The following is a 25,958-nucleotide window of genomic DNA, read 5'->3' on the forward strand; positions in this document are numbered from 1 at the left end:
TGGCCGGATTCCTGGGCTGGCCCGGACTGGTCGCCCCCCTGGTTCATGCCTGCACCACCCCGCACCTGGCTCGCCTCGTCACTGTTCACTATCCGTTCGCTCATTCCTAGACTCACTTCCCGGTGGCATTCAGATACTCGTGGTAGCCTTCGTTGCCCTGTAGGGCCGCATCGATGTCCTCGTTGCCCTGGGCCGACAACCAGGCATAGAGGTCATCGTACAGGGCTGGATTCATGGCCAGGAAGGGCAGCAGTTGAGGATGCTTGGCCATCTCGAACTGAAGGGCGAAATCGGAGGTGCGCTTGGCATCGTCCGAGCTCATGCCGTCCACCTCGATGGCCTTCTCCTGACTGCCGTAGTCCCCCTTGGAGACCCGTTCGAAGACGGATCCCGGCTCAAAGGCCGGTCGGTAGGTCGGTTCATCGCCGGTCTGACCGACTGCGGCTGCCTGGCGTTCACCCGCAGCCTCCCGATCCTGCTGGGCCTGACGGGCCAGCTCGACGGCCCCGAGGGGCTGGAATGATCCCTTCTGGGTAGGTTGCCGTCCGGATGCCTGAGACTGAGACCGGGCTGCAGACTGAGACTGTACTGGCTGCGGTTGGGCCTGAGGTTGCACCATGGCAGGTCTGTCCTGGCCTTGGGCATCCGCCTTGGCGGTCCGGGAGTTTCTGGCATCGTCAAACAGGTTGCGCTGAACGGAGTGCCGTCCCTCCCCTTCCACGACCTGGGCCAGGACCGGTTGCACCGGCAGACCACCCATCTGCTGGCTGGCCTGCCCGGATTGGGGCGGCACCTGCTGTTGGTCGGGAACGTCTGCCTGGGCAGGACCTTGAACCTGAGACTGCTGTTGAGGCTGGGATTGAGCCTGATCCCGATTCTGAGACTGCTGTCGGGACTGAGCCGGAGCCTGGGCCTGAAGCAGCTGCCGAGACTGGGACTGAGGTTGGGATTGAGGCTGGACACGAGGCTGAGGTTGTGCTTCTGCAGGCCGAACTTCTTGTACCGGTGTCTGCGCTTCCTGCACCGGCACCTGCGGGGTCCCGGCTTCGGCCTGCCCCTCCCCCAGGGCCATGTCATGGAGGGCACTGACCCGGTTCCGGACACCATCGGCCCGGAATATGCCGGTAGGCTCACCTGCCCTCATGTCCAGGATGTCATCCACCGACATGCCGGCGGCATCAGGTTCCACCGGCTCCTTACGGTCACGGGCGTAGGAGAAGAGGTCGGGAACCTGCTGACCCGGCTTGGCCTCCTTCTGGGTCGGTGCTTCGACCTGGATGAAGTCCACCGGCACATCGCCGAACTGAAAACGTACCGAAGATCCCGGCAGGAGGAAGGCCGATTGGGAGGGCAGCCGGACCAGGGACCCATCGGCCTGGACCATGTAGGACCCGTTGGTGGAACCCATGTCACGCAGGGTGGCGGACCCCTCCTTGTCGAAGGTGAAGAGGGCATGGCGCTTGGACATGGACTTGGTGTCATCAGGGACATCCAGACGGCGCCTGCCGTCATCACTGAGTGGCCTCAGGGGTTTGCGACCGATTTCAATGGTCTGGCCGGGCTCCAACCTGGTTTTCTCCACCCCATTGACCTTGATTATCCACTCCAGCTTTGGTCTTTGACCGTCACTCACGCTATGGACCTCCAAATCTGCAGTCGCAATCACACAGTACTATCGCTATTGTGTCATGAAACCCTGAAATCGGTATGATTGCCCCCTGAATCGACTGATAACCGGCACATCACCGCATGGTCTGGTACTTCCATAAACAGCAGCGGCATTGTTCCTGAATCTGATTCGCCCCCAGCCAGGTTACCTGAAGAGATGCACAGCCATGACCAGCCCCGGAAACAATGGGTTCCGCCCGGGACCCCGAAGGGTACCGGGCGGAACCGATGCGGCCGTACGGCCAACCGACTCTAATTAAAGAAACCCGATCAGAGATCAGCTTCATCCTTGTCATCGGCCGGATGGGGGGTCATGTAGATTCTGAAGTCCTCATCCTCAGGAACCGTGGAGGTGTTGATCCGATCGTCGGGAACCCGGTGGTAGGAAACCGTACCGTAGGCGGGCACCTCAACCAGCCTCCACTTGGCCCCTTCGCCATTGATGCCCAACGCCGCCTGTATGGGGGCACCGGTCGGATTGTAGAGGATGACACTGATTTCATCACTCCCACGGACGAAGGCCACCGAGCCAAGTCCACCCCTGCGCCCATCGACCGTGTACGATGTGGAGGCAGCCCTGCGGGCGCCCACCGGCACATCCTGGCCGTAGTTGCGCAGCATGTAGTACTCCAGGTTCCTCTTGACCTTGCCGGTCCCCGAATCAATCGTGATGACACCGCGACGCCCCAGAGTCTTGGCCCAGCTGGGCAGGCCACGCTCGTCCAGGGCCAGGTTCCACAGATCGATCATGCCTACACCTTGACGGACCAGTCCTGTACCGATCTCACCGAACATGACATGGCTGGCCTCTTCAACGGTTTCGTCCAGCATGCAGCGGCGTTCACTCATGACGCCCCTCCACTGGGGGAACTGGCGGGTCCCGTTGAAGACCCACTGGGGCAACCCGGAATAGGTATGGAAGGCAACACCGGCGAAGCTGAGCGACTCGGTTGGGGTCATGTATTCGCTGACGGCTCGTGAAAAGAACCTCAGCCCGTCATCACCGAAGAAAATCTCCACATCAGGGAAGCTGCGGTCCAGGGCCGGACGCAGATAGTCGACCCCCCAGCGTGTGAGCTCCTCCGGAGTCCAGGTGGTCATGGGCCAGCCTGGGTTGTTGGAGGGCTCGTTTTGTATGGTCACGGCTGCAATCGGAATACCCAGATCACGGTACGCCTCGATGAACCTGACGAAGTACTGGGCGTAGACGAAATCAACCTTGTCTCTGTTCCGGTAGCCGTTGCCACAGTATTCACCCAGACGCAGCCGCCCTGCCCCCTCGAGCCGGTTACTGCTCTTCATCCATGCCGGTGCGGTCCAGGGCGAGGCCAGGATGCGGATACCCGGATTGATGGCCATGATCTCCTGAAGGACCGGCACCACGTACTTCATATCCTTGGTGGCATCGGGAGCACCGGGCTCCCCCTCACCGATGGAGAAGTGGTTCAAAGCGGCATCGGTCGCCACACCCTCAGGCAGGTCATCATAGGAGTAGTAGCGCTGGCTGGAGAAGTCGCAGGAACCAATGCAGATACGCAGGGTGGAAAATCCCCCCTGAGCCGGGTCGAACATCTCGGTCAGGATTTTGCTGCGCTGCTCGGCATTCATGCTGGTCATGAACAGGTAAGCGCTGGAGTCGGTCAGGGCCGCCCCCGCGCCTTCCCAGAGCTGGTACTGCCGGGTCGGATCCACCTGCACCGGTACGGCCTCACCAGGGGTGCCGACCGTACCCGGGGCCTCCATGGGTTGCCGCCGTTGGGACAGGTCGCCTGAAGTGATCGTCCATAATTCCTTCATCTATACCTCGTTTCGCGCATATCCAAGACTGCCGCCGATGGGTTTCCAGGGCTGCCGTACCGCCCGATCCCTGTCAGGACTTGCCCGGAGCCTTGTCCTCCATGAGGTCGGAAGCACGGATATCCAAATCGAACTCTTCGTCTTCCGGAACGGATGACCTGTTGATCCGCGGATTATCCGACTGATGCATCGTGACCGTCCCCCAGGCGGGGACCGAGACAACCTGCCAGCGATTGCCCCACCCATTGACGGTGACGGCCGCCTGAATCGGAGTACCGGTCGGATTGTAAATGTGCGCACTGATGGACCCATCGGGGGCCATGAAAGCCACCGAACCCAATCCTCCACTCCACCCGTCGGGAGTGTAATTACTGGACTCGATGACTGTGGAACCCGGTTCCACATCCTGGCCGAAGGCCCTGAGCATGAAGTACTCGAGGTTACGGCGGACCTTGCCCGTAGTGTGGTCAATGGTGACGACACCTCGACGACCGTCCGCACCGATCTGGTTGGGCAGGCCACGCTCATCCAGGGCCATGTTCCAGAGGGTGATGAAGGATTCACCGTTTCGGACCAGCCAGTTGCCGATCACTCCAGACATGATGTGTGCCGCGTCTTCGGGCGTCTCTTCGAGCATGCACCGACGCTCGGTCATCCCGTAGATCCATTGGGGATAGACCCTGGTGGCCCTGGGAAGACTGGTGTAATCATCGTCATATACATGAAGGGTGAGGCCGTCGATGGAACCTGCCTGGGCTGGGCTGACATCCTGGTCGACCGGGCCGGTAAGGCAGTGGCCGGAATCGTCGTTGATGAATATCTTTAGCTGCGGGTGGTTCCGATCCAAGGCCGGACGCAGGAACCTGTGGGCGAAGTCCGCCTGTTGGGCAAGTGTCCAGGTCATGGCTGGCCAGGGAGCCGCATTGGATGGTTCGTTCTGTACAGTGACCGCCCAGATGGGAATCCCCAAAGCCTCCATCTCATCCACATACCTGGCGAAATACCGGGCATAGACACCTTCGATGGAGTCCTCCAGGGGATCGTATCCGTTGCCTGTCCACTCATTGAATCGAAGATGACCGCCCTGGCAGAGATGTCCAGTGTTCTTCATCCATGCTGGAGCGCTCCAGGGGGAGGCGATGATCCTCACGGCCGGATTGATGGAGAGAATCTCCTTGACCACCGGAATGATGTACTTGAAATCCTTGGTGGCTTCTGGCGTTCCAGGCTCACCCTCACCCAAGGAGAAATGCTTCAGGTCCCTGTCATGGTCCCCATAGGGGATGTCGTCATACGTATAGTAGGGCTGAGAAGAGGGTTCACAGGAACCCAGAGGGATGCGGATGCACGAGAAACCGGCCCGCTCAGGATTGAACATGTCGTCCAACATGGCGTGGCGTTGTTCCTCGGACTGGCTCCCCCAAATCAACGAGGCTGCCGCATCGGTGATGGCGGCCCCGGCACCCAGCCAGGGCTGGTGCGGCTGACTCGGGTCAATGATGATCGGAGTCGCTTCACCTGGGGTATCCGAAATTTCGGGTGAATCAAGGGGACGCCGCCGATCCGACAGGTCTCCTGGCGTTACCGTCCAATACTGATTGGCGAACATGCGCGTCATTGCACTCCTCATTTATCATCTGCCTGAACAGCGAAATCAGGACAGAAATCGAACACACAGCGGTATAGTAACATATTCAATCATTAACATTCAATTTGAATCAGAAACAATCACTACTATTCCTGGTTACCGTCCACGTGGAGTTCAGGGAGCCGCTCATGTCCGGCACTACTTGGATCGCCTGCGGAAGATGGCAACAAGACGAAAGCAGACAGGATGGAGTTTGCAAGACCCACAATCAAAGTGTGCGGCAAGACCGGCGGATCATCGAAGGCATCCAGCCCGTCCGATACGTCTCCAAAGGAGCTTGGACGAATCCGCACAGTACTCTCTTGGGCAGATTCTCAGAGGCAGCACATGGTAAGTAAAAACCCCAAGCCATGAGCATGCCATGACAAGGGGTTAAGCAGTTCAGACGGCTCCCGGAGGAGCCGGCAATCACTTGAGCTCGACGGTGGCGCCGGCCTCTTCCAGCTGGGACTTCGCCTTGTCGGCGTCCTCCTTCTTGGCACCTTCCAGGACGGGCTTGGGGGCACCGTCGACCAGGGCCTTGGCCTCGGCCAGACCCAGGTTGGTGATGGCACGGACGGCCTTGATGACCTGGATCTTCTTGTCGCCAACGGCAGAGAGGACGACATCGAACTCGGTCTTCTCCTCAGCGGCCGGAGCGGCGGCACCTGGGGCGGCGGCGACGGCTGCCACGGGGGCGGCGGCCTCAACGTCGAACTCGTCCTCGAACTTCTTGACGAAGTCGGACAGCTCGACCAGGGTCATTTCCTTGAACGCGTCAATGAGCTCATCAGCAGAGAGCTTAGCCATGATGGCTTCCTTTCATTTGTGGCAACCGGTTTGTCTGGTCGACCGGTCACCGAACATCCTTATATTCTTCATGCTGCATGGGTCAGGGCCGAGGCCCTTGGCCTCACGCCGCCTTTTCCTGCTTCTCGCGCAGTGCGTCGAACGTACGCACAGCCTTGGTGGGCATGGCGACGAAGAGGTTGGCGGCCTTGGACATGGTGCCCTTGAGCGCGCCCGCCATCTTGGAAAGCAGGACCTCGCGAGATTCCAGATCCGCAATCTTCTTCATGGCATCGGCATCGACAACGGCTCCGTCAATGAAGCCACCCTTGATGACCAGTGCCTTGTTCTCCTTGGCGAAATCACGCAGCGTCTTGGCAGCTTCGACGTAATCACCCTTGACGAAGGTGATGGCGCAGGGACCGGCGAGCATCTCATTGAGACCCTCGATGCCGGCCTCTCCGGCTGCAATACGGGCGAGCGTGTTCTTCGCCACGGCGTAGGAAGTATCGCGGCCTAGTCTGTTCCGCAGGTCGCCGACCTGCGGAACACTGAGCCCGCGGTACTCGGTGAGGATGATCGCGTCGGCTTCACGGAACTTGTCCGTCAGCCTGGCGACAACCTCTTCCTTTTCGGGCCTTTTCATGGCGTTCCTTCCTGAGTAGACCATGGCAAGGTCGGCTTCGCGGGTCAGGGCAAGAAAAAAGCCCTGCACACAGGCAGAGCGGGTACGGAACATCAAAAAGGACTGTTCGAAAACTCAACCTGTGCTGGCTCGGTCAACCGGACTTAGGGAATCTGACGATTCCGACCAACGGTCTTTGGTGTACGTCGGCAACTATAGCGGATATCGCGGACTATGACAAATCGACCCTGTCTGTGATACTGCTCATACCAAGCCGGCTGTGATGACATGATTGCCTGGCAACAAGCCCTCAAAGATAATACAGCCCACTGGGCAGTGCACCCCGGCAACAACCTCATTTTCCCCAAGCAGACGGGCACCCCGGCGGGAACCGTCCAGTTCAACATCCACGCTTCGGCCCTGGGGCTGACCAATCAATCGCGGCAGGACCACTGTAGCCCCGCTCCCGGCAGGAACGGTCAAACTCAGTCGTATGCCTTCTGTCTGCGTACTGCCCTGGTCCGAATGAACGGCCCCATGCAGACTGTACGTCGCATGGATATCCCCCCTGCAAGTCGGCATTACGATAGCAGCATCGCGTATCATACCTGGTTGGGGAATACAGGCGAAATTACGGAAACCCGGCTCTATGGGCTTAATTCCGATGAGCCCCTCCGCCAGAAGATGAAGCGGGGATGCCGCCCAGGGGTGGGAATAAGTCGTATTCGGTTTGATTGCAGGATCCCAAGCCTCCATGGTGCCACCGGCCCCCTGGTCAATCATGTGCTTCCAGGTATGCGTCCCCGTCTCTGCTCCGAGCAGCGAATCGGCATCGGCACCCATCCCCTGTTTGTATAGACCCTGCAGATAGACCACAGCCGTATAGACACTGCACCTCATGCCACGCCGACGAAGATACTTTCCAGATGATATTGCGTGCTCACGGGAAGGGTCTGCAAAGGCCAAGGAGAAAGCTGAGGCATGCAGGCTGTGGTGACCTATCTGCTTGCCATGGGGCCCTGAATCAAGCCCATCCACGTATGCTCCCAGCTCAGGATCATACAGATACCGATCTATGGCAACCCGCATGGCGGCAGATATATCCGCCATCGCCTTGGCATCACCGTTGTGCCCGAGTGCCCGGGCCAGTTCGGACATATCACGGTACGCCTGGGAAGACAAGGCATTGACAATGGTATTGACATGTCCGAAGACAAAGCCATCGCGCTCCGTCGGCGGCCAGTCCACCAAATCACCATCCAGCCGACTGGACTCACCGGGGTCCTTGACAACCAAGCAACTCTGCCGATCCAGATACTGATTCGGCAACAAGGAGCACAATTCGCCATATAGTCTGCAGGCCTGGTCAAGGTCTCCCGTCTGCATCCACGAGTCATGAACGGCCAGGATCGAATACAGAGGCCACTCGGTGGGCCAGGTCCTGTTCCTGATCAGATACTCCAAGGAGTACCGCCCCAAAGCGGGGGCATCATCCAATGCCAGATGGGCCGACTGCTGAATCCAGGCATCGGCTTCGTAAGGTGCACGCTCTCTGGTCCAGGAATCGACATACATGTTCCCGTTAAGACCCAGAATCGTATCACGACTCAGATTCCAGACGGCATTGAGAACAGGATCGGAAGAGTCAAACGAGGCATGCGGGTCGTTGACCGGCGTGCTCAGACCAGCAGCCCTTATCGCTCCAACCACAGCATCCAGACTGGAAAGGTCACCAATCAGCTCAACATATCTGAAAACCCTGATACCCCAGGTTTCGATACGATTATGCCCCGCCTTCAAGTGCCAATCATCGGCATACGTATTCGAAGTATTCAAATGGTATTTGACATGGCAGGAATTCTCCTTGACCTCACCATATCTAATCTTCAAAGTGACGGGGCGCACCAGGTCGATATCCAACTGCATCCCGCCCATGAGCACACGGCCGAAATCCAACACGACCGAGTTCCTTCCAACCATCTGCACATCGACCGGATGCACTGGAACCACCCTTGGAGCATCCACCGGCGAAGCCAGATACTCCTGGAACTCAGGCCTTATCTCCGCGCTTGTCCAGGACCCATCGTCAATAGCGGGATCCGAAAGGTCATCCGGGTAGGCCTCAGAACGGATGTTTTCGACCGGAGCCATGTAATACTGTGTTCCTATGGATCCGGATTCCGGGAAAGCACAAGAACCGTCCTTTCCTTTCCAGCTTTGGTCACTGCCGTAATGGCGCAATTCGCCATCGGCAAAGCAGACATCGAGCTGAGCCGCAAAACGGTGATCCTCACGTGTGTAAGCTATGACCCCGATAGCGTTGACCTCGCCAGAGCGAAGCTGACTCGTGACGTCATACCCGTCATAGCGCACCTCGTTCCTGACGGGAAAGACCGGGCCACACCCGAGAAACTCGCTGTTGAGCCATATGCGATAGACAAACTGCCGCGATGGGGCGGTCGATGACGCAGTGACACTGAGCGTAGCCCATCGTATGGGCCTGTCCGGCAGGCGAATGCTGGTGCGAAGAAAGGCCCAATCCGGCGGATTCTCATCCCGGGCAGAGGCGGTGGCCCAGATCGGTTGGGCCGACCATCGAGTTCCCGGCCCTGTACCGAAGGTCATGGGGGCGCTGGTCGCAACGACTTGGAGGCCATCCTCAAGAACGACCACGGCCCAATATCGCCGTGACGGGCCCATGGGAATGTCATGTAAGCGTATTTGCCCCGATCCGCTGAACGGGATGGATTCACTTCTCCAAAGGAGGCCATTATCGGATACATCAAGACTGGCCGAGACGGCCACATGCATTCTCAATGACCCGACACGGAAAGGCAACTCCCCTTCCACCCGCCAGCGAAGAACCGGAATGGAGTACGCCTCCAGATTCACCGGTGCCAAACGGTCATTCAGCAAAACCTTGATGGAGAATTCCGGCAAATGTTCAACTGTTGTATCGGTTGACAGTCGACCAGCTGACATATCTCATCGGCTCCCTATTGTTTGAAATCTGCGAGTGGGGAAGATCCCTGTACATCACCCTGCTCCTGTGGCCTATACAGGGCAATGATGTGTTTATCCCCGCTTTCGCGCGCCATCTGCACCAAAAAAGAATTGGCCTGCCAACGGGCCGAACCCCAGATGATATATCCGATGAGCCCTGTAACCAGAAGAGCCACCAGTATCGGAAAACGAGCAAGCCCCCAAATATAGCCGGCCCCTGCAAGAACACTGATAAGAAGCATGTACCACCGTCGCACGGAAAGAAGCACTGCATTCCGTATCGTCGGCCACAGTTTCGCCTTGGGGTACTCTACCACCAAAACCAAAGCAACGAAACAGGCCTGTATCAACAGGACCACACAGCTGACCATTGGAGGCACTATAAAAATGCTCCATTTGAAAGCCGCCACGATTTGAATATCGTACATCAGACAGAAGCATACAAAGGCCAAGGGGAGAGTCGTTACCCACGAGCGGATGGCAAGATGCATGTAAGCTCGCCAAAACGGGATGAAGATACGGTTACTGCCAAGTTCGATGTACGGCTTCGCAATCCAGTCCGGCAGCGTTTCCCCTTGATTGAATACTGACTCGATCAGGTTTGAGCGGATTTTACCGTTGCGAGATGACAGCGACGGACAATCACGGAAACTTGCGAACATGGCGGCGAATCCTGGGGCGCTCAGGAAGAAAGTCGCCAGGTACAGCGGATAGTAGGTCAGGTCATGAACAAAGATCATGGCCAAAACCAAGGGTGCGGTCCCCGTCAGGGCGCACAGACCTATCTGCAATAATGCATAAACCGAGTTCACCGAATCGATGAGAGCATGCATGGCATGCCTTCCACCCGATTGTCCCGCTCGCGATGATTGCATAATCACCCGCTTCTCCTGGCGAGGACACCTGCCAAATACATCATCCCTTCATGCCGGACGTAGCAATACCTTCTATGAACTGATTCTGTCCAATCAGGAAGACCACCAGTATCGGCAGCACTGAAAGCACGGATCCCGTCATGATCATGGCAAAATCGGCACTGTACTGGGATATGAAGAGCTTCAACCCCAACTGTATTGTATACAGGTTCTGGGAACGGAGATAAATCAACGGACCCATGTAATCATTCCAGGTGTTGGTAAAGGTGATGATCGCCAGGGCCGCTATGGAAGAGCCCGACAGGGGCAGGATGATACGCCGGTAGATACCGAATTCGGAAAGACCATCCAGTCGAGCAGCTTCCGACAACTCTTCGGGGATGCTGTCATAGAACTGCTTCATCATGAAGACTCCGAAGGCGCCAAAGGCCTGAAGCAGGACGATGGACCAACGAGTATCAGAAAGACCGAGTGAAGAGAGCATCTTGAACTGCGGAATCATATAGGCCTGCCACGGTACGGCCATGGTGGCGATATAAATCAGGAAGAGTGCGTTTCTGCCGCGGAATCGAATCTTGGAGAAGCCGTAAGCCGCGAAGGAACCCGTGAACACCTGAAGGAGCGTTACAACCACCGAGAAGAAGATGGTATTGAGCAACCATGTGCTCATATCCGCCTGGGTCCAGATATGGATGTAATTCTCCCAGTGCCAGGTGCTCGGGAACCACTTGATCGGAATCGAGTATATTTCGTTGTTGGACTTCAGAGAAGAAGTAATCATCCAGAAGAAGGGCAGCAAGGTGAAAACTGACACGACCAGCATACCCGAATAGCCGATGACCGTCCCAACTATCTTAGCCGGTGACCGCTTGGGCTTGTTCCAGGCAATCTGTTCAGGAATCTTGGATTCACTAGTGACCTGTGACATCGACATGTCAGTCAGCCTTCCTGTTGTTGTACCAGAACTGAATCAGCGTGACGACCATGCAGACCGCAAACAGAACAAGGGAGACAGTCGACGCATAGCCAAAATCACTACGATCGAATGCGACCCTGTATACGTACTGGGCAAGCACCAAGGTGCTGGTGCCAGGGCCACCGTCGGTCATTACCAGGGTGAGATCCAATATCTTGAACGACCCGATGGTAAGAGTAACAATGACGAAGAAAAGCGTAGGACGCATCGAGGGCACGGTTACATGCCAGAAACGCTGCCATCCATTGGCTCCATCAAGTTGCGCCGCTTCATACAGCTCGCCTGGAATGGTCTGGAGGCCCGCAAGCAGCAGAATCATGTAATAACCGACTTCGCGCCAGGTTGCCACGATGATGACGGCAGGCATGGCCCAAGCCGTCGAACCCAGCCAATTCGGCGGGTTGCTGATGAACAACCTCAGAAACATATTGATGGGGCCACTCTTGGGATCAAAGAGCATGCTCCACACCTGAGCCGCTGCAACTATTGAAGTGATGTAGGGGAAGAATGCCACAGTCCTGAAGAAGGTGCGCCCCTTCAGCTTCGAGTTCAGCAGAACCGCAAGAGCAAAGGCAATGATGAGCGTCAGGGGGATGTGAACGACTGAATAGTAGAAGGTGTTCCAGAAAGACGCCCAGAAAATCTTATCGTGAGCCAGCCGAACCCAATTATGCGTACCTGTGAATTTTGGATCCCCGAAAGCGGACCACCGGGTGAATGCGATGTAGAACAGCGCAATCACAGGTCCAAGTATCAGGAACATGAATCCCAGGAAGTTAGGGGCAATGAACAGCAGACCGTTGCGAAGATTCCGCCTTGAGATGGCCTTCGCCTCGACTACCGCACCGTCCCCGCTCTTCCTGTGTGAATTACCGTTACGGGCATTACTACTCGTCTTCGGCTCTGCAACCTCACCCATAAGCCTCTGACCTCCTTGATCCACTGCCGCACAGAGGTGTGCACTCGATGGAGACGAATACCACTCTGATTATCATGTCTGGCATCAGTGTCGAAGCTGAACCTGCCGGCATGAAACGGCCAACAGGTTCAGCAAGTCCACCGTCATTCGTCCAACACCCCCTGATCCTTGATGTTGCTTGCGGCCTCATCCAGAGCAGGACCAACCTTCTTGGTCTCGGTCATGATTGAGGAATGTGTGTCCTTGAGCACGTTCTGGATGGTGTCGGTAGCAGCTCCTACAGGATTCTCGGGACGGGTGTCATGAACACGCCACGTCTTTTCGGACAGCTGATCCTTGGCCATACCGTCCACCTTGAAGAAGACATCGGTAACGGACTTGGAGAAGTAGGCAGGCGTCGTGGAGATATTCGCAAGTGCCTTGGACCCTCCCTCACCGGCGCACCACTTGACGAACTCCTTAGCGGCCTTGAGCTGGTCGCCCTTGGTCTTTGAGGAGATGGCAAGACCCGTGGGATCACCAAAGGTGATGGGCTTGCTTGACTTGTTCCTTACTTCAGGATTCTGCGGAACAGGTGCAAGACCCCATTCGAACTTGTTGGCCTGTCCATTCTTTTGCTGCTCGACGAGCACAGCGGCGTACCAGGTCCCCATGGGCATCATGGCGGCCTTCTCCGTACCAAACTGCGGCTGATACTGAACCTTGTTGGTTGAAGCCGTATTCCAATCGATGGTCAGCTTTTCATCCTGCCACTTCAAGGCCCTCTTGTAATAAGACTTCAAGTAGCTGTAGTCTCCCTTGAAGAAGTTGTCCTTCGGCTCCTTGCCGGACTGAGCCTGGGCAAAGGCCTGGACCACCGACTGCCAGGTGTGCTGATAGATGGGATAGACGCTGTTTGCATCATACCCGGCCTCCGGCAGCTTCTGCTTGAGCTGTTCAGCTGCCTTGGTATAGTCATCCCAGGTCCAAGTACCGTCAGGTTCCGAAACCCCGGCCTTCTTGAACATGTCCTTGTTGTAGAAAAGGACCCAGGCATCAGCCCTGTACGGCAGGGCATAGTACTTTCCGTCGTCCATCTTGTACTGAGAGACGTCTATGTTCTTGTCGCCCTCATATCCCTTGGCTATATCCGACAGATCGGCCATACCCTTGGACTGAGAATACACATAATATTTCTGAAGGGACTTGATGGGGAACACGTCAGGCTGGCTTCCTGAAGAAATGTCCGCCGTCAACTGCTTGTCATAATCATCAGCGCTGTATTGCTTGATGTTGATCTTGATATTGGGATGTTCCTTTTCGAAGCCATCGACCAGTGTCTTGAACTCCGGGGTCATATCAAGGGACCATCCGGCCATCGATATGCTTGCCTTGACGTTCTTGTCCAGGGTTTCATTCGAAGAACTCTGGGATCCCCCGGAACCGCTTCCCCCACCGCATCCCGATAGGAGAACAGCCAGAACAGCTGCCGTAGCCAGGGGTTTATAGGCTTGATGCAACTTCATCGTCTTTCCTTTCCTTTGGCGACAATGCCTTCATGGCCCAGGAAGATAATTCCACTGCCATTACTGCCATGTAAAGCCACCGATCAGCTACCTACGGCAAAACGATAGAAAGCAATATCGATCGCTACATGTTTTTCATAATATGGGTCTACTTCTGTTTTTTAATCTCGGTTGCCATTTGTTTCAGTACGGTACATGCTCTCTAGATTAGATGCATTACGATGGGTGTCATTCAAGGAATGCGAAGTCGGGTACAAAAACGACTGGAACTGCAAGCGGAGATCGGACAATGACCAAAGACGAAGAGACCGACGAAGACTATCATCCGGGGGAAAACAACGAGGCCGAATCCGTTCCGGCAGGTGACCTTCTGCCTGCCCAGCGACGCGATCTCATCCTGGGTCTGCTGCTAAGAGACGATGTGGTTCGCGTCAAGAAACTTGCGGCCATGACACACACCACTGAAATTACCATCCGGCGTGATCTCAGCATCCTCGATCATTCAGGTCTGCTCAAGCGCGTCCGCGGGGGAGCGATTTCGCTCAATCTTGCCGGCAAGCAAGCCGAACAGAACAGGGATCGCATCGGTAAGAACATCCGGCAGATCCCCGAACCCGATGACTTCAACCCGACGTCTTCTATTACCATGGGGCAACCGGCAATCGGCGACGAAAAATCTCAAGGCACCGTGGCCGTGGTTCTTCCGGAGCCCAGTCTCTTCTGGCCGGGCGTCACCGAGTACATACGGAGGATCGCCCAGGATGAGTACCAGCTTTCAGTCATTTCTCGGGAGACTTCATACGAGGACTATCCGGAGACGGGCATACTCGACAGCCTTATGGAAGTATCCGATTTGCAGGGTTTCATCATCGCTCCAGGTGTTGAACCAACCGTCGCGCATGAAACCTGGACCTGGCTCAAGCAAAGCCCCTTGCCGTCTGTCATCATTGAACGCGATCCCCCACTCATGGAGGATTTCTTCATGAACTCCGTGCAGACCAACCATCGCAATGGCGTTCGCAAGGCGATCCTGCATTTCATGCACCACGGTCATCGCAGAATCGGTGCCGCCCTGAGCTTCTCACCCACCTCAAAGCAAATCGAAGATGGCTGGCACCGCATGATGTCAGCCAGCGATCAGATTGAGGAGATGTTCACCTTTACCAATGTCCAGGCATATGACACGAATCAGATCAACAACATAGTGGACAGGATCATAAGTACCCGGACAACTGCAGTACTGGTCCACACTGATTACCTGTCCGTCGCACTGGCACAGGTGCTCGAGCGACGCGGAAAAACCATACCTGCTGATGTCTCGCTCATATCCATTGACGGATTCACCACACCAAGCACCCGGCCATTAACCGTTCTGCGATCATCCGAGTCCACGCTCGGCGGTTCTGCCATACACCTGTTGATGAATCTGATTGCCGACCCTGACCGACCAACGGAACATATCCTTGTCGATCCAACCTTGATAGACAGGGGAAGCGTCGCTGACCTGGGTACCGGAAATCAGCCATGAGGCTGAAGAACCGTTAACTGCGGCACCACACAGATCAGAGTCCCCGGGCGATGTTCAGAACCAGCCTGGCGGCGGTGTCGGCATACTCGGTGATGTCGAACTCCCTGAAGACCTCATAGTCGGTGTCGGCATTGTCGCTCAGGGCGCGGATGACCAGGGCCGGCACATGGTTGCGGGCGGCCACATGGCAGACGGCGGCACCCTCCATCTCCACAGCATCGGCCCCGGTCTCCGCCTTGACCTGGGCGGTCTTTTCGGGCGAATCGACGAAGTAGTTACCGGTGGCGATGGTGCCGACCAGGTGCTTGATCCCCATCCGGTCCAGGGCCTGCTGGGCCAGATCCAGAAGATGGGGGTCGGAGTGGAACTCCTCGGTTCCGGGAGCGAACTGCGCCACCATGCGCATGTCGGTATCCAGGTAGCGCAGGGTCCCTCCCAGGACCACATCATTGATATGAAGGTCCTTGTTGAGGTTTCCGGCGATTCCGGAGAAAATGACGGCATCCGGGCGGTAGGTGTCGATCAGGTACTGGGCGGTGGCAGCAATGTTGACCGTACCCATGCCACCGACTGTGGCCACGACCTGGATGGGACCCGAGGCACCCTGCAGACTTCCCCGCACCACATCCAAGGAAGCCCGGGCCGACTGCCCGTCGTGAGCGGAACCTCCCAGCCCCTTGGCAATCAGCGCCACTTCCTCGTCCATGGCCCCGATGATCGCTACCATCTGGTTGCGGTCCTGCTCCCGGTTTCCTTCGCTCATCCTGGTCCTCCTACTGGTGCCGACTGTCCTTGTCCGTCCAGCCTACCGCAAGGTGACCCGCCAGGGGCAGCATCAACAGGGACCCTGCCCACTGCCCTGCAACCGCAAACTTCTCATCTGCCGCTCCAGAAGTTGGACCCTGCCGGAAAGAACGACCACTCCGATGGCTGTTGATGGAGGCCGGTGGGCAAAATCCATCCTTATCGGCAAAAAGACCAAGGCCGCCGGATACGGGCGCCCCGCGATGAATCCAGATCTTCAGACCTGATTACGGCGCCGTTCATCCACCGCGTCAGCCAGGTGCCCGAGCAGGGTCCGGGTGTCTGGCCAGGAGATGCAGCGGTCGGTGACGGACTGGCCGTATACCAACTGATCCAGGGGGGCAGGGGCCTGATTGCCGCCCTCGATGAAGCTCTCGGCCATCAGGCCCGTGATGCCCTCCTCACCGGAGGCAATGCGGTCGGCCAGTTCCTCGACCACACCGATCTGCCGGTGCTCATCCTTACCGGAGTTGCCGTGTGAAGCGTCGATGATCAGGCCATGGGTGGCGGCACTGCCCGCGGGCATTGTCTGCCGGATCGTCTCCAAGGCGTGGCGCACCGACTCCCTGTCGTAGTTGGGCCCGTGCTTGGACCCGCGCAGGACCAGGTGACAGTCGGGGTTGCCCAGCGTCTCCACGGCCGCGGCCTGCCCCTCATGGTCGATACCGAAGAAGGTGTGCCGATGGCCTGCCGCATAGCATGAATCGACGGCCACATCCACACTGCCGTCGGTGGCATTCTTGAAGCCGATGGGCATGGACATCCCCGAGGCCAGCTGGCGGTGGACCTGGCTCTCGGTGTTCCTGGCGCCGATGGCCCCCCAGCTGACCGCATCCGAGATGTACTGGGGCGAGGTGGGCTCCAGGAACTCCGTGGCTGCCGGCAGACCCGCCCCCAGTATGCCCAGGAGAACCTTCCTGGCCAGGAGCAGACCCTTCTGGATCCGATGGGTCCCATCCAGGTCCGGATCGTTGATCAATCCCTTCCAGCCGATGGTCGTCCTCGGTTTTTCGAAGTAGACCCTCATGACGATCAGGAGGCGGTCGGAAAGCTCCTTGTTCATGGCCGCCAGGCGCCGGGCATAGTCCAGGGCGGCCTTGGGATCGTGGATGGAGCAGGGGCCGACGATGACCAGGAGACGGTCGTCCTCACCCTGAAGGCAGGCCTTGATCTCCTGTCTGGACCTGATGACCAGATTCCGGGCCTCATGGTCCAGGGGGAACTTGGTCAGGACCTCGGCCGGTGAGGGCAGCCTGTCAAGTTCGAAGACTCGACGGTTGACGATCCGCCCGACCCCAACCTCATCCTCCCAGCGGGGCACGGCCCCGGACTTGAGGGGGTCGACCCCCTCGGCGATGGCCTTGTGGAGAAGTTCCACCTCATAGGCCTTGCGTGGTGTACGCAGGGGCTGATCCGTGAAGGACCCGGCCACCGACCCGGCTGATTCCTGATCCTTACCTGTCATGGTGCATACTGCCTTCCAGAGACGACCGACGACGATCAACGGCACCGGCCAGGGTGTGCAGGAGATCTTTGGTCCTGTCCCAGGCAATGCAGGCATCGGTCACGGACTTCCCGAAGACCAGCTGGTCCAGGGGAGCCGGATCCTGGTGCCCTCCTTCGAGGAAGCTCTCCATCATGATGCCCAGGATACCCTCCTCCCCCCCGCCGATGCGGTCGGCCAATTCCTCGACCACCCCGGCCTCGCGGTCCGGATCCTTTCCGCAATTGCCATGGGCCGCGTCGACCATGAGGCCAGCGCAAGCATCGGGGCCCGCCTTGGACTTGGCCAGGTCATCCAGGGCCTGGCGGATCGAGGCCGGATCGTAGTTGGGCCCCCGGGAGGATCCCCGCATGATCAGGTGGCAGTCCGGGTTTCCCCTGGTCTCGGCCGAAATGACGTGTCCATCCAGGTTGACGGAGAGGAAGTGGTGGTCGAAGGCCGCGGCATAGCAGGAGTCTGCGGCCACATCCACATTCCCGTCGGTGGAGTTCTTGAAGCCGATGGGCATGGACATGCCCGAGGCCAGCTCGCGGTGGACCTGGCTCTCGGTGTTCCTGGCGCCGATGGCCCCCCAGCTGACCGCATCGCAGAGATACTGAGGGGTGATGGGATCCAGCCACTCGGTGGCGGCCGGAATTCCGGCGGACAGGACGTCGGTCAGCACTTTCCGAGCCAGCCAGAGTCCCTTGCGGATATCGAAGGAACCATCCAGATCGGGGTCGTTGATCAGGCCCTTCCAGCCCACAGTGGTCCTCGGCTTCTCGAAGTAGACGCGCATGACGATGACCAGACGGTCTTTGAGCTCCCGATTCACCCCGGCAAGACGTTGGGCGTATTCCTGGGCCGCCCTGGGATCATGGATGGAACAGGGACCTACAACGACCAGAAGCCGGTCATCCCTGCCATGAAGGACATCCTTGATGGCTTGGCGTGACTCCAGGACCAGCCTGGCCTGTGCGGCGTTCAATGGCATGGCTTTGATAAAGTGCCGAGGTGCCGGGATGGGGTCAAGCTGGCTGATGTTGACGTCGACGGTCTCAGGAAAGACGGCCTTCTCCCCCAGCCTCTGCCGTTCCTTGTCCAGACCGCTCCCGGGCCCCTTGATCACTGCCATTGCGCTCTCCCTCCCCGAACCTCGGTTCTCAGGCTTCCCTCTGCTGGTCACACTGTACCCCGCACGGAAACCGATTCGCCGCCCCCATGTCCCTATATGGGCACGGAGGCGGCGGATACCGTCCGATATTGATCAGGCCAGAGCGCCCATCGGATCCCAGGCCGGCAGCATGATGGCCGGCTGGTCGAAGGCCCGGCGATACTCCTCGGGCAGCATGGATTTGGGCACGGCCACTTCGTAAACGTACTCGGTGAACCAGTCATCGCTCATGGTGAAGTAGCCCTGGTTCGCGATGTCGCCACCCCAGGAGTTCTCGACCCGCCAACGGTTGGTGGTGGTCCCGTCATCGGCCACGTCGACACCCACGAAGGCCATGGCATGGTTCTGGGCGGAGTCACCGAAGCGCACACGCTCCTCCTTGTCCATGTCGAAGTCCACGTCGTAAACCCTGCCGTACTCGAAGAGGTCGGTGGCCCACTGGCCCATCTTCCGGTCCATCATCGGGTGGCAGTCGGCGCCGAACCAGACGGGGAGGCCCTGATCGGCCATCAACCTGCGAGCGCAATCCTTCATGAAGTCCACAGGCACGTTCAGGTACTCGGTAGGATCGCCACCGGCCACGTTGCCCAGATGCTCGATACCGATCTTGATTCCCTTGGGGTGCTCGCGGCGGGGGTCGTCGACCAGGCAGACGTAGTCCTCCAGGCCGGCATCCACATACTTCTTCCAGAACTCCTGGGGGGTGATCCTGCCGTCGCGGTGGAAGACGCCGTCCTTGTCGGTCCACTCCCAGTCGAAGCTGGTGGGCGGGGTGCCCAGGTGGATGGTCAGGATTCGGTGCCCGGCCCGGGTGGTATCGGCGATGATTCGGTCGATCTTTGCGGGTTCGGCCACCATGTGGGCCACGGCCTGGTGGAGAAGGCGACGCAGTTGGTGATCCAGTTCACCCGTATTCCGGGAGGAGGCGGTCTCCGGGTAGTACGGCTTGGGGACCGCACCGTACTTCTTGTAGATGTTCATGGCCATGATCCACTGGCCGCCATCGCCCATGACGTCGCCAAGGAGGAACTGCATGAGCTGGGAGTCGGTCGGTTCGCCCGCACGGACCAGGGCCGCCATGTCCCTGAGGAAGTAGTTGACCCGTTCCAGCTTGTCGTAGTACATCGCATAGTTCTGCGAGAGCTCGAAGTCGCCCATGGGGTTGGCCGGGCTGGAGGCGTCGATGTTCAATGCCCTGCGGGCCGCGAACCGGGCCACGTTCAGGGAGCTGAAGAGCCAGCAACGCCCGGAGTGGGCCTGGGATGTCACCTTGCCGTTGTCGATGCTGACGGAAAAACGGTGCTGGACCAGACGGGACCGATCATAGTTGTGGGCCACCTGGTCGATGCCGGCCTGGGTGACGGCGTTCATGGCGATACGGTTGGTCTCGCGCTGATCGAAGGCTGTGCGGAGGTCATCCAACTGAGACTGGTCGAGGGGGGTCAATGCTGATGTCATACGGGTTATCCCTGTTCCTTTCATCGGTGTGCGGTTCCACCATGATCAAGCATAGTGGAAAGCCGCTATGAGGGAACCGGTCAGCCCAGGCCGAAAACCGGCACGGTACCATGACCAGGCCCGAGCGGATACAAACCGGCCCGGCAGGAGGTTCACCCACCGGGCCGGTCAGGTAATCGTTACCCCTGATTTCTAGCGGTCATCCTCGGAAGCAGCCTTGTCCGACAGGGGCGGGAGCACGGTCGTCTCCTGATTATTCACGGCCTGGGCGGAATCACCGGCGGGCCTGGCATCCGAACGCTCCTCGGCTTCTTCACCCAGACCCTCATCGGCAACGGTGGACCCGGTGGATCGGCCATCGGCAAGAGGCTGTCTTGACGAGTCAACCACCTCTGGGGCTGTCTCAGCCACCCCGGAGAGGGCGGACCCCTCCGCATCGGCTTCTGCGGGCTCCTCCGCAGGCTGGGCAGGGCCCACCACCGGGGGGGTGACCGGTACCGCGTTGACCACGGGCACACTGGGCGCTGGTGCATCGTCCTGGTCCCGGACCGACTGCTCATCATGGAACCCATCGAACTGGCCGAAGGACTTGGAGAAGATGGAACGGAGCTCGTCCACCCGGGCCGTAATGGCGGCCTCGCGGTGCTGAAGCTTGGTGATGTGATCCTCGAGTCCTTCCAGCTCGGTCTGGGCGGCCTTGCGACGCTTTTCGATCTCGGCCTGGGCGCGTTCCTTGCCCTCTTCCAGGATCTGGGCGGCCTTGCGCTCGGACTCCTCACGCTTGAAGGAGGCGAAGGCGTCAGCATCCTTCCGGGTGGCCTTGGCCTGTTCAATCAGCTCCTGGGATTCCTTCTCGGTCGCTTCGCGCCGCTCTTCCAGGCTTTTCAGGAGGGCGCTCACCTTGGCGGTGGCTTCATCCTGCTGGTTGGATATGTCGGAGCGGATCTGCTCGGCCTCGGCGTTGACCTTGGCCATGGTCTGTGCGCTGGTCACCTTGGCCTCGTCAACGATTCGCTGAGCCTGCGACTTGGCCTTGTCGGTGATTTCACCGGCCTGTCGGCGGGCGTCATTCAGGGTCTGGGAGACCTGCTCGCGCACGTCGGCCAGCTTCTTGTTCGCCTCGGCCAGGGCCTGCTGAATCTGGTCGTTGGCCTCGGTCCTGAGCTTGGCGATCTCCTGGTCGGCCTTCTGGCGCTTGTCGGCGATCTCCTTGGTGGCAGCGACCTTCTCGTCAGCCAGCTGACGCTCCTGGGTGGCCTTCTCGGTGGCCAGACGCTTCTCGTGTTCCTCGCGGGAGTTCTGCAACTCCAGGTCCAGGGCCTGCCGACGCTCGGCGATGACCTTGGCGGCCGAGGACTTGTCCTGCTCGGTCTGCTGTTTGGCCGTGGTGGTCACGGTCCGCGCCTCGTCATTGGCGGCCTCGACGATGGCCTTGGCCTTGGCGTTGGCATCGTCCACAAGGCGCTGGGCATCGATCTTGGCATCGTTGACCAGGGTGGTGGCCTTCTCCTGGGCAGAGGTCCTGGTGGAGGCGGCATCCTGCTTGGCCCGGTTCAGCAACTCGGTGCTGGTCTGCTCGGCGGAGGCCAGGAGCTGCTGGGCATTGGCCCCCAGGGAAGCAAAGGAATCCTTGGAGGGAGCGGCCTTGCTGGCCTTGACCTCCTGGAGCTCGGCCTCAAGTTTGAGGATGCGGTCGTCATCCACCTTGATCTGCTGACGGAGACGGTCCAGGTTCTTGCGGGAGTCCGCCAGGGCCTGCTCGACCCGTTCCTTGTCATACCCGCGCAGAACTACCGGAAACTGATCTTCGGCCATGGATTCACTCCTCTTTGCCACCAAAACATACCTATGCCCCTCCAGGTCGAACACATGGACGGGGTGACTTCGACTCTACTCCGCCATGTCTATTTTCCTGGGAGCGATGGCGCCGCATTCACCAGGAGCCTGCCTTTCCCATGAACATGCTTCGAATCAGTGCTTACCCCCGGGTGGACACCCGTCGCCAGCCCATCAACCGAACGGCCGGGCCTGGTCCATCCTCCCCTGGAATCGAAGCAATCGAAGTCAGCGATCAGGCGATGAGGATGGGACTTGAGGATGGCTGACGGTAGTACCGCACGGTCTCCCTGACCACCTCCTGGATGGCCTGGATCTGCTGCTCAAGGGGAAGACCCAACCCCTGGGGATCGGTCTCGTTGACCATGGGAAGACTGACGAACCCGGCCAATACGTCCGGGTGCTTGGTGGCCCACCCCAGCAGGTTGTAGAAGAGCGCATTGCAGACGTAGGTGCCTGCGTCCGAGCTGAGTGTTGCCGGAATTCCGCAATGCCCGAACTCCTGAAGGATGGCACGGAGGGGAAGCCTGGTCCAGTAGGCGGCCGGCCCATCAGGGTCGATTGGCTCTGTCGGCCCATGCCCGCTTTCATCCTGGCAGGCCAGGTCATGCCCCACCTCCTTGATGTTGACCGCACACCGCTCCATGGATATCCCACGGGCATGGCGCTTCAGTCCTGTGGCGATGACCAGGTCGGGCTCCACCCGCTCGATGGCCTGGTGGAGGATGGGCCACGCCTTGGCGAAACTGACCGGCAGGGTCACGGCCGTGATATCCAGGTCCACCCCCCTGAGGGGATCCTCCAACTGGGTGTCGGTCCGTGTCAGGCCGCCCATGCCCCGGTCGGCCAGGGCCTGGGGAACCTGGTAGGAGGGGTTGACCTCAACCCCCTCATAGTGGTCGTATCCGGTGACGATGACCTTGATCTGCTCCATACCATCCATGGTACACAGGACAGGCGGAGGAGCCGGTGTCCTATTCCCCCAGCAGGGAACGGGCGATCCACTCGGCGATGGGGATGTCCGATGAAAGGGTGACCTTGAGGTTGGTCTCATTGCCGGCCACGATGGCCACCGGCTCGTCCGGCAGGTAGTCCACCACCACCCGGGTGTCATCGGTCGGATGGAACTCCGGATCGGTGGCCGCCCTGGCATAGGCCTGGCGAAGGGTGTCGAAACGGAAGGCCTGGGGGGTCTGGGCACGGAACATGTTGTCCCTGTCCGGCACGTCACGGACCACCTTGCGCTCCCCCAGGTCGCGGGCGAAGAGAATCGTGTCGGTCGAGGGGACGGCAACGGTCACGGCACTGAAACTGTCCAGGGCCTCGATGCACCCGGTGATGGACTCCTGACTGACGAAGGGACGGACGGCATCGTGAATCAGGATCTTGGCATCGGCGGGAATGCCGGACCCGGCCAGGGTCTGCAGGGCGGCCTCGGTGCTGTCGACCCGTTCCTCACCGCCCTGGATGATCATCCTGACCTTGGGATAGCCGTTATCCGCCACTATCTTCTCGACTGCAGGACGCACCCGGTCGTTGACCACGAGCAGGATGTCGGTGACGTCGGGGTTGGCCTCGAAAGCCTCGATGGACCAGGCCACGATGGGCTTGCCCCCCACCCGGAAGAGCTGTTTGGGATTGTCAACGTCGAATCGGACGCCCAGCCCTGCGGCCAGGACCACCGCCACCACCGGTACGGAGCGCCGGGGGACATCCGCCCGCACTTCCGCTTCAGGTTCTCTCATCTCACTCATAGTCACACGCTATCGGCCTTGCCGGGGGGAAACGGTGGAGGGTGGGGCTTTCTGCACTGAACATCTGCACGATTCATACCGGGCACCTCAGCCATCAGTCTTCGCGCATGATCAGCGCCAGCATACGCCCCTCGGTCTCGACTCCGGCCAGTACGGCCCGACGATGGGAGAACCAGAGGGGGTTCTCCACGGTGCACAGCCAGTGCCCGGCCCGGTCCGCACGAATGTCCCTGGCCTGCTCGGCCCCCTTGTCCACCTTGCGGATGGCATCCAACTCCTGGTCATCCTTCAGGTAGTGGGTTGCGGCGGCCACCCTGCGACCGGAATCCACAACCCTGGATATGCCTGACGCCCGCAGGGCCATCCGGGCCGCCGAGGCAATGTCGATGGAGACCCCACCGAATCGGCTGGTTCCTGCCGTTCCGGGGAAGACCTGGTCGAAGGAACGGGCCAGGTCTTCGTCAACCTGATAGCAGTCAGGACAGATGCAGGGACCCAGCGTGGCCACAATCCCGCCCAGGTCGGCACCCTTGGACACCATCATGTCGACCAGGGAGGCGATGACCCCGGCCACCAGCCCCTTACGTCCGCAGTGGGCGGCTCCGATGACGCCCGCCTCCGGATCGGCCAGAAGAACAGGCAGGCAGTCGGCGGCGAAGATACCCAGGGCCTGGTCGGTCCTGGTGGTCACCTGGGCATCGGCAGGAGGGGCATCCATGCCGGCAGGATCGCGCCCATCCGCATCAACGACCCTGGCCGAATGGACCTGGCTGACGAGGCGGAGCGGCTTTCCCAGCTCCCGGCTCAGCGCCTGACGGTTGGCCTCCACCGATCCCGGCTCATCCCCGCCCTTACCGCCAAGGTTGAGCGAAGCGTACCCACCCTGTGAAACCCCTCCCAGGCGGGTGGTGTACACCACCCTGACGCCCGGGGCCAGATCGATGGGAATGGTGACGGGTATGGGAGCACCGCCCGCATCATGGGTGGGAATGGCGGAGCTGTCTACAACCCCGTGTTCATCGGACCACTGATCAGACATACCCGATTCGGGTCCTGCAGCCTGCTTGGCCATGCTGGCATCATTCCTTTCCTTGCCGTCCAAAGCCCTTCCCCGCCATGGTAAGGCCTGGAATCATCACCCAGATTCCTGCCGGTCTCAGCCCAGAAGGGCCCTTTCCTCGGGACTCAGATCAAGTCGGGTCGCCTTCAGGGAATCCAGAATGGTCGATGCACGGTGGGCTCCCGGAATGACGAACACATGCTCGCTCCGGGCCAGTTCCCAGGCGAGGACAACCGACTGATAGGATACGTCCCGTTCCCCGGCGACCTTGCGGAAAGGGTCGTACCTGGTTTCGTCCTTGGCCTTGCGGAAGCCTCCCAGAGGGCTCCAGCAGACGAAGGCCAGACCCAGGCCGGAGACATAATCGAGTTCATCCCGGCTGGAGAGGAAGGTCGGCGAGAATTGGTTCTGGACGGCCACCAGGTCAGCCCCCATGACCTCCCTGGCCATGTCGATCTGCTCACGGTCGGCGTTGGAGACGCCCAGGGTCCGGGCCACCCCCTCCTGGACCAGGGATTCCATGGCCTCAAGGGATTCGCGGTACGGCACCTGGGGATCGGGGCGGTGGAAGTACAGCAGGTCGATGGTGTCGACGCCCAGGGCCTGGGCAGACTCCTTGGCATGCCTGATCAGGCTCTCCGGGCGACCATCCACGGCCCAGGTGGGCTTTCCTTCGGTGAAGTTGCGGTAATGCCCCACCTTGGTGGCCACCAGGACATCCTCACGGGGGCCCTTCCAGGACTCCAGGGCCTTGCGGACCAAGCGCTCGTTGGTCTGCTCCGGGCCGCCCGACTCATAGTAGGACCAAGCCGTGTCCAGTTGGCGGCACCCCGCATCAAGGGCGGCGTGAATGATTTCAATGCCGGTCTGCTCGTCGGGCTTCCCCTCTATGGAAAGACCCATACAGCCCAGACCGACCGCCGTGGTCGTGAAGGGGCCCAGTGCTCTCATCGATGATGTCATCATCCGCTCCTCGGTAGTGTACGAATATCATACTGTTCCATTTTCCCGGACCAGACGATTCTAGCCTCAGGGTCCCGTCAGCGCCCGCCGAAGGAACCGCCTCCGCCGCCGAAG

The 25,958-nt window shown here is 59.4% G+C and carries 20 protein-coding genes; 1 reads left to right on the forward strand and 19 read right to left on the reverse strand.

What is annotated here, in order from left to right; translation table 11 throughout:
• Nucleotides 1-112 precede the first annotated feature (112 nt).
• From Q0K62_RS03970 to Q0K62_RS04015, 10 genes are all read right to left on the reverse strand, one after another.
• Nucleotides 113-1,633, reverse strand: coding sequence for an FHA domain-containing protein (locus Q0K62_RS03970; RefSeq protein WP_297316682.1), 1,521 nt, complete (start codon nucleotides 1,631-1,633; stop codon nucleotides 113-115).
• Nucleotides 1,634-1,938: 305 nt separating this feature from the next.
• The gene (locus Q0K62_RS03975) at nucleotides 1,939-3,465 is read right to left on the reverse strand and encodes a glycosyl hydrolase family 30 (protein ID WP_297316683.1); all 1,527 of its coding nucleotides are present in this window, start codon (nucleotides 3,463-3,465) and stop codon (nucleotides 1,939-1,941) included.
• 73 nt (nucleotides 3,466-3,538) lie between these two features.
• Nucleotides 3,539-5,083 (reverse strand): glycoside hydrolase family 30 beta sandwich domain-containing protein, encoded by a 1,545-nt coding sequence (locus tag Q0K62_RS03980; RefSeq protein ID WP_297316684.1) that lies wholly within the window; start codon nucleotides 5,081-5,083, stop codon nucleotides 3,539-3,541.
• 438 nt (nucleotides 5,084-5,521) lie between these two features.
• Complete coding sequence (gene rplL, locus Q0K62_RS03985; protein WP_297316685.1) at nucleotides 5,522-5,902, reverse strand: 50S ribosomal protein L7/L12; 381 nt, start codon at nucleotides 5,900-5,902, stop codon at nucleotides 5,522-5,524.
• A gap of 103 nt (nucleotides 5,903-6,005) precedes the next feature.
• The gene (gene rplJ, locus Q0K62_RS03990) at nucleotides 6,006-6,527 is read right to left on the reverse strand and encodes a 50S ribosomal protein L10 (RefSeq protein ID WP_297316686.1); all 522 of its coding nucleotides are present in this window, start codon (nucleotides 6,525-6,527) and stop codon (nucleotides 6,006-6,008) included.
• A 243-nt stretch (nucleotides 6,528-6,770) separates the two neighbouring features.
• Nucleotides 6,771-9,488: an alpha-L-rhamnosidase C-terminal domain-containing protein gene (locus Q0K62_RS03995; RefSeq protein ID WP_297316687.1), complete on the reverse strand. Its 2,718-nt coding sequence runs from the start codon at nucleotides 9,486-9,488 to the stop codon at nucleotides 6,771-6,773.
• Between the two features lie 14 nt (nucleotides 9,489-9,502).
• Nucleotides 9,503-10,342 (reverse strand): hypothetical protein, encoded by an 840-nt coding sequence (locus Q0K62_RS04000; protein ID WP_297316688.1) that lies wholly within the window; start codon nucleotides 10,340-10,342, stop codon nucleotides 9,503-9,505.
• Nucleotides 10,343-10,424: 82 nt separating this feature from the next.
• Nucleotides 10,425-11,318, reverse strand: a complete 894-nt coding sequence (locus Q0K62_RS04005) for a carbohydrate ABC transporter permease (RefSeq protein WP_297316689.1) — start codon at nucleotides 11,316-11,318, stop codon at nucleotides 10,425-10,427.
• Between the two features lies 1 nt (nucleotide 11,319).
• On the reverse strand, nucleotides 11,320-12,279 hold the full coding sequence (locus Q0K62_RS04010) for a sugar ABC transporter permease (RefSeq protein ID WP_297316690.1): 960 nt from the start codon (nucleotides 12,277-12,279) through the stop codon (nucleotides 11,320-11,322).
• A 143-nt stretch (nucleotides 12,280-12,422) separates the two neighbouring features.
• Nucleotides 12,423-13,784, reverse strand: coding sequence for an extracellular solute-binding protein (locus Q0K62_RS04015; RefSeq protein ID WP_297316691.1), 1,362 nt, complete (start codon nucleotides 13,782-13,784; stop codon nucleotides 12,423-12,425).
• Nucleotides 13,785-14,073: 289 nt separating this feature from the next.
• On the opposite strand from Q0K62_RS04015, the gene Q0K62_RS04020 reads away from it, so the two are divergent.
• Complete coding sequence (locus Q0K62_RS04020) at nucleotides 14,074-15,312, forward strand: substrate-binding domain-containing protein (RefSeq protein WP_297316692.1); 1,239 nt, start codon at nucleotides 14,074-14,076, stop codon at nucleotides 15,310-15,312.
• A 34-nt stretch (nucleotides 15,313-15,346) separates the two neighbouring features.
• Here the strand turns inward: Q0K62_RS04020 and mtnN are convergent, their stop codons facing one another.
• The 9 genes from mtnN to Q0K62_RS04065 form a co-directional block, all read right to left on the reverse strand.
• The gene (gene mtnN, locus Q0K62_RS04025) at nucleotides 15,347-16,075 is read right to left on the reverse strand and encodes a 5'-methylthioadenosine/S-adenosylhomocysteine nucleosidase (RefSeq protein ID WP_297316693.1); all 729 of its coding nucleotides are present in this window, start codon (nucleotides 16,073-16,075) and stop codon (nucleotides 15,347-15,349) included.
• Between the two features lie 258 nt (nucleotides 16,076-16,333).
• On the reverse strand, nucleotides 16,334-17,581 hold the full coding sequence (locus Q0K62_RS04030) for a 3-deoxy-7-phosphoheptulonate synthase (protein WP_297316694.1): 1,248 nt from the start codon (nucleotides 17,579-17,581) through the stop codon (nucleotides 16,334-16,336).
• Nucleotides 17,571-18,734, reverse strand: a complete 1,164-nt coding sequence (locus Q0K62_RS04035; RefSeq protein WP_297316695.1) for a 3-deoxy-7-phosphoheptulonate synthase — start codon at nucleotides 18,732-18,734, stop codon at nucleotides 17,571-17,573. The genes Q0K62_RS04030 and Q0K62_RS04035 overlap by 11 nt, the downstream gene beginning before the upstream one ends.
• A 132-nt stretch (nucleotides 18,735-18,866) precedes the next feature.
• Entirely contained in the window at nucleotides 18,867-20,231 is a 1,365-nt protein-coding gene (locus Q0K62_RS04040) for a C1 family peptidase (protein WP_297316696.1), read from the reverse strand.
• Nucleotides 20,232-20,423: 192 nt separating this feature from the next.
• Nucleotides 20,424-22,046 carry a cell division protein gene (locus Q0K62_RS04045; RefSeq protein WP_297316697.1) on the reverse strand — a complete coding sequence of 541 codons (1,623 nt, stop codon included), beginning with the start codon at nucleotides 22,044-22,046 and terminating at the stop codon, nucleotides 20,424-20,426.
• Nucleotides 22,047-22,302: 256 nt separating this feature from the next.
• A complete protein-coding gene (locus Q0K62_RS04050) occupies nucleotides 22,303-23,001 on the reverse strand; it encodes a pyroglutamyl-peptidase I (protein WP_297316698.1) in 699 nt (232 codons plus the stop codon).
• 40 nt (nucleotides 23,002-23,041) lie between these two features.
• Complete coding sequence (locus tag Q0K62_RS04055; RefSeq protein WP_297316699.1) at nucleotides 23,042-23,821, reverse strand: IspD/TarI family cytidylyltransferase; 780 nt, start codon at nucleotides 23,819-23,821, stop codon at nucleotides 23,042-23,044.
• Between the two features lie 94 nt (nucleotides 23,822-23,915).
• A complete protein-coding gene (locus Q0K62_RS04060) occupies nucleotides 23,916-24,860 on the reverse strand; it encodes a polyphenol oxidase family protein (RefSeq protein WP_297316703.1) in 945 nt (314 codons plus the stop codon).
• A 117-nt stretch (nucleotides 24,861-24,977) separates the two neighbouring features.
• A complete protein-coding gene (locus tag Q0K62_RS04065) occupies nucleotides 24,978-25,832 on the reverse strand; it encodes an aldo/keto reductase (RefSeq protein WP_297316700.1) in 855 nt (284 codons plus the stop codon).
• Nucleotides 25,833-25,958 lie beyond the last annotated feature (126 nt).

It is taken from the genome of uncultured Bifidobacterium sp. (assembly GCF_945269915.1).
Classification (GTDB): Bacteria; Actinomycetota; Actinomycetes; order Actinomycetales; family Bifidobacteriaceae; genus Bombiscardovia; species Bombiscardovia indica.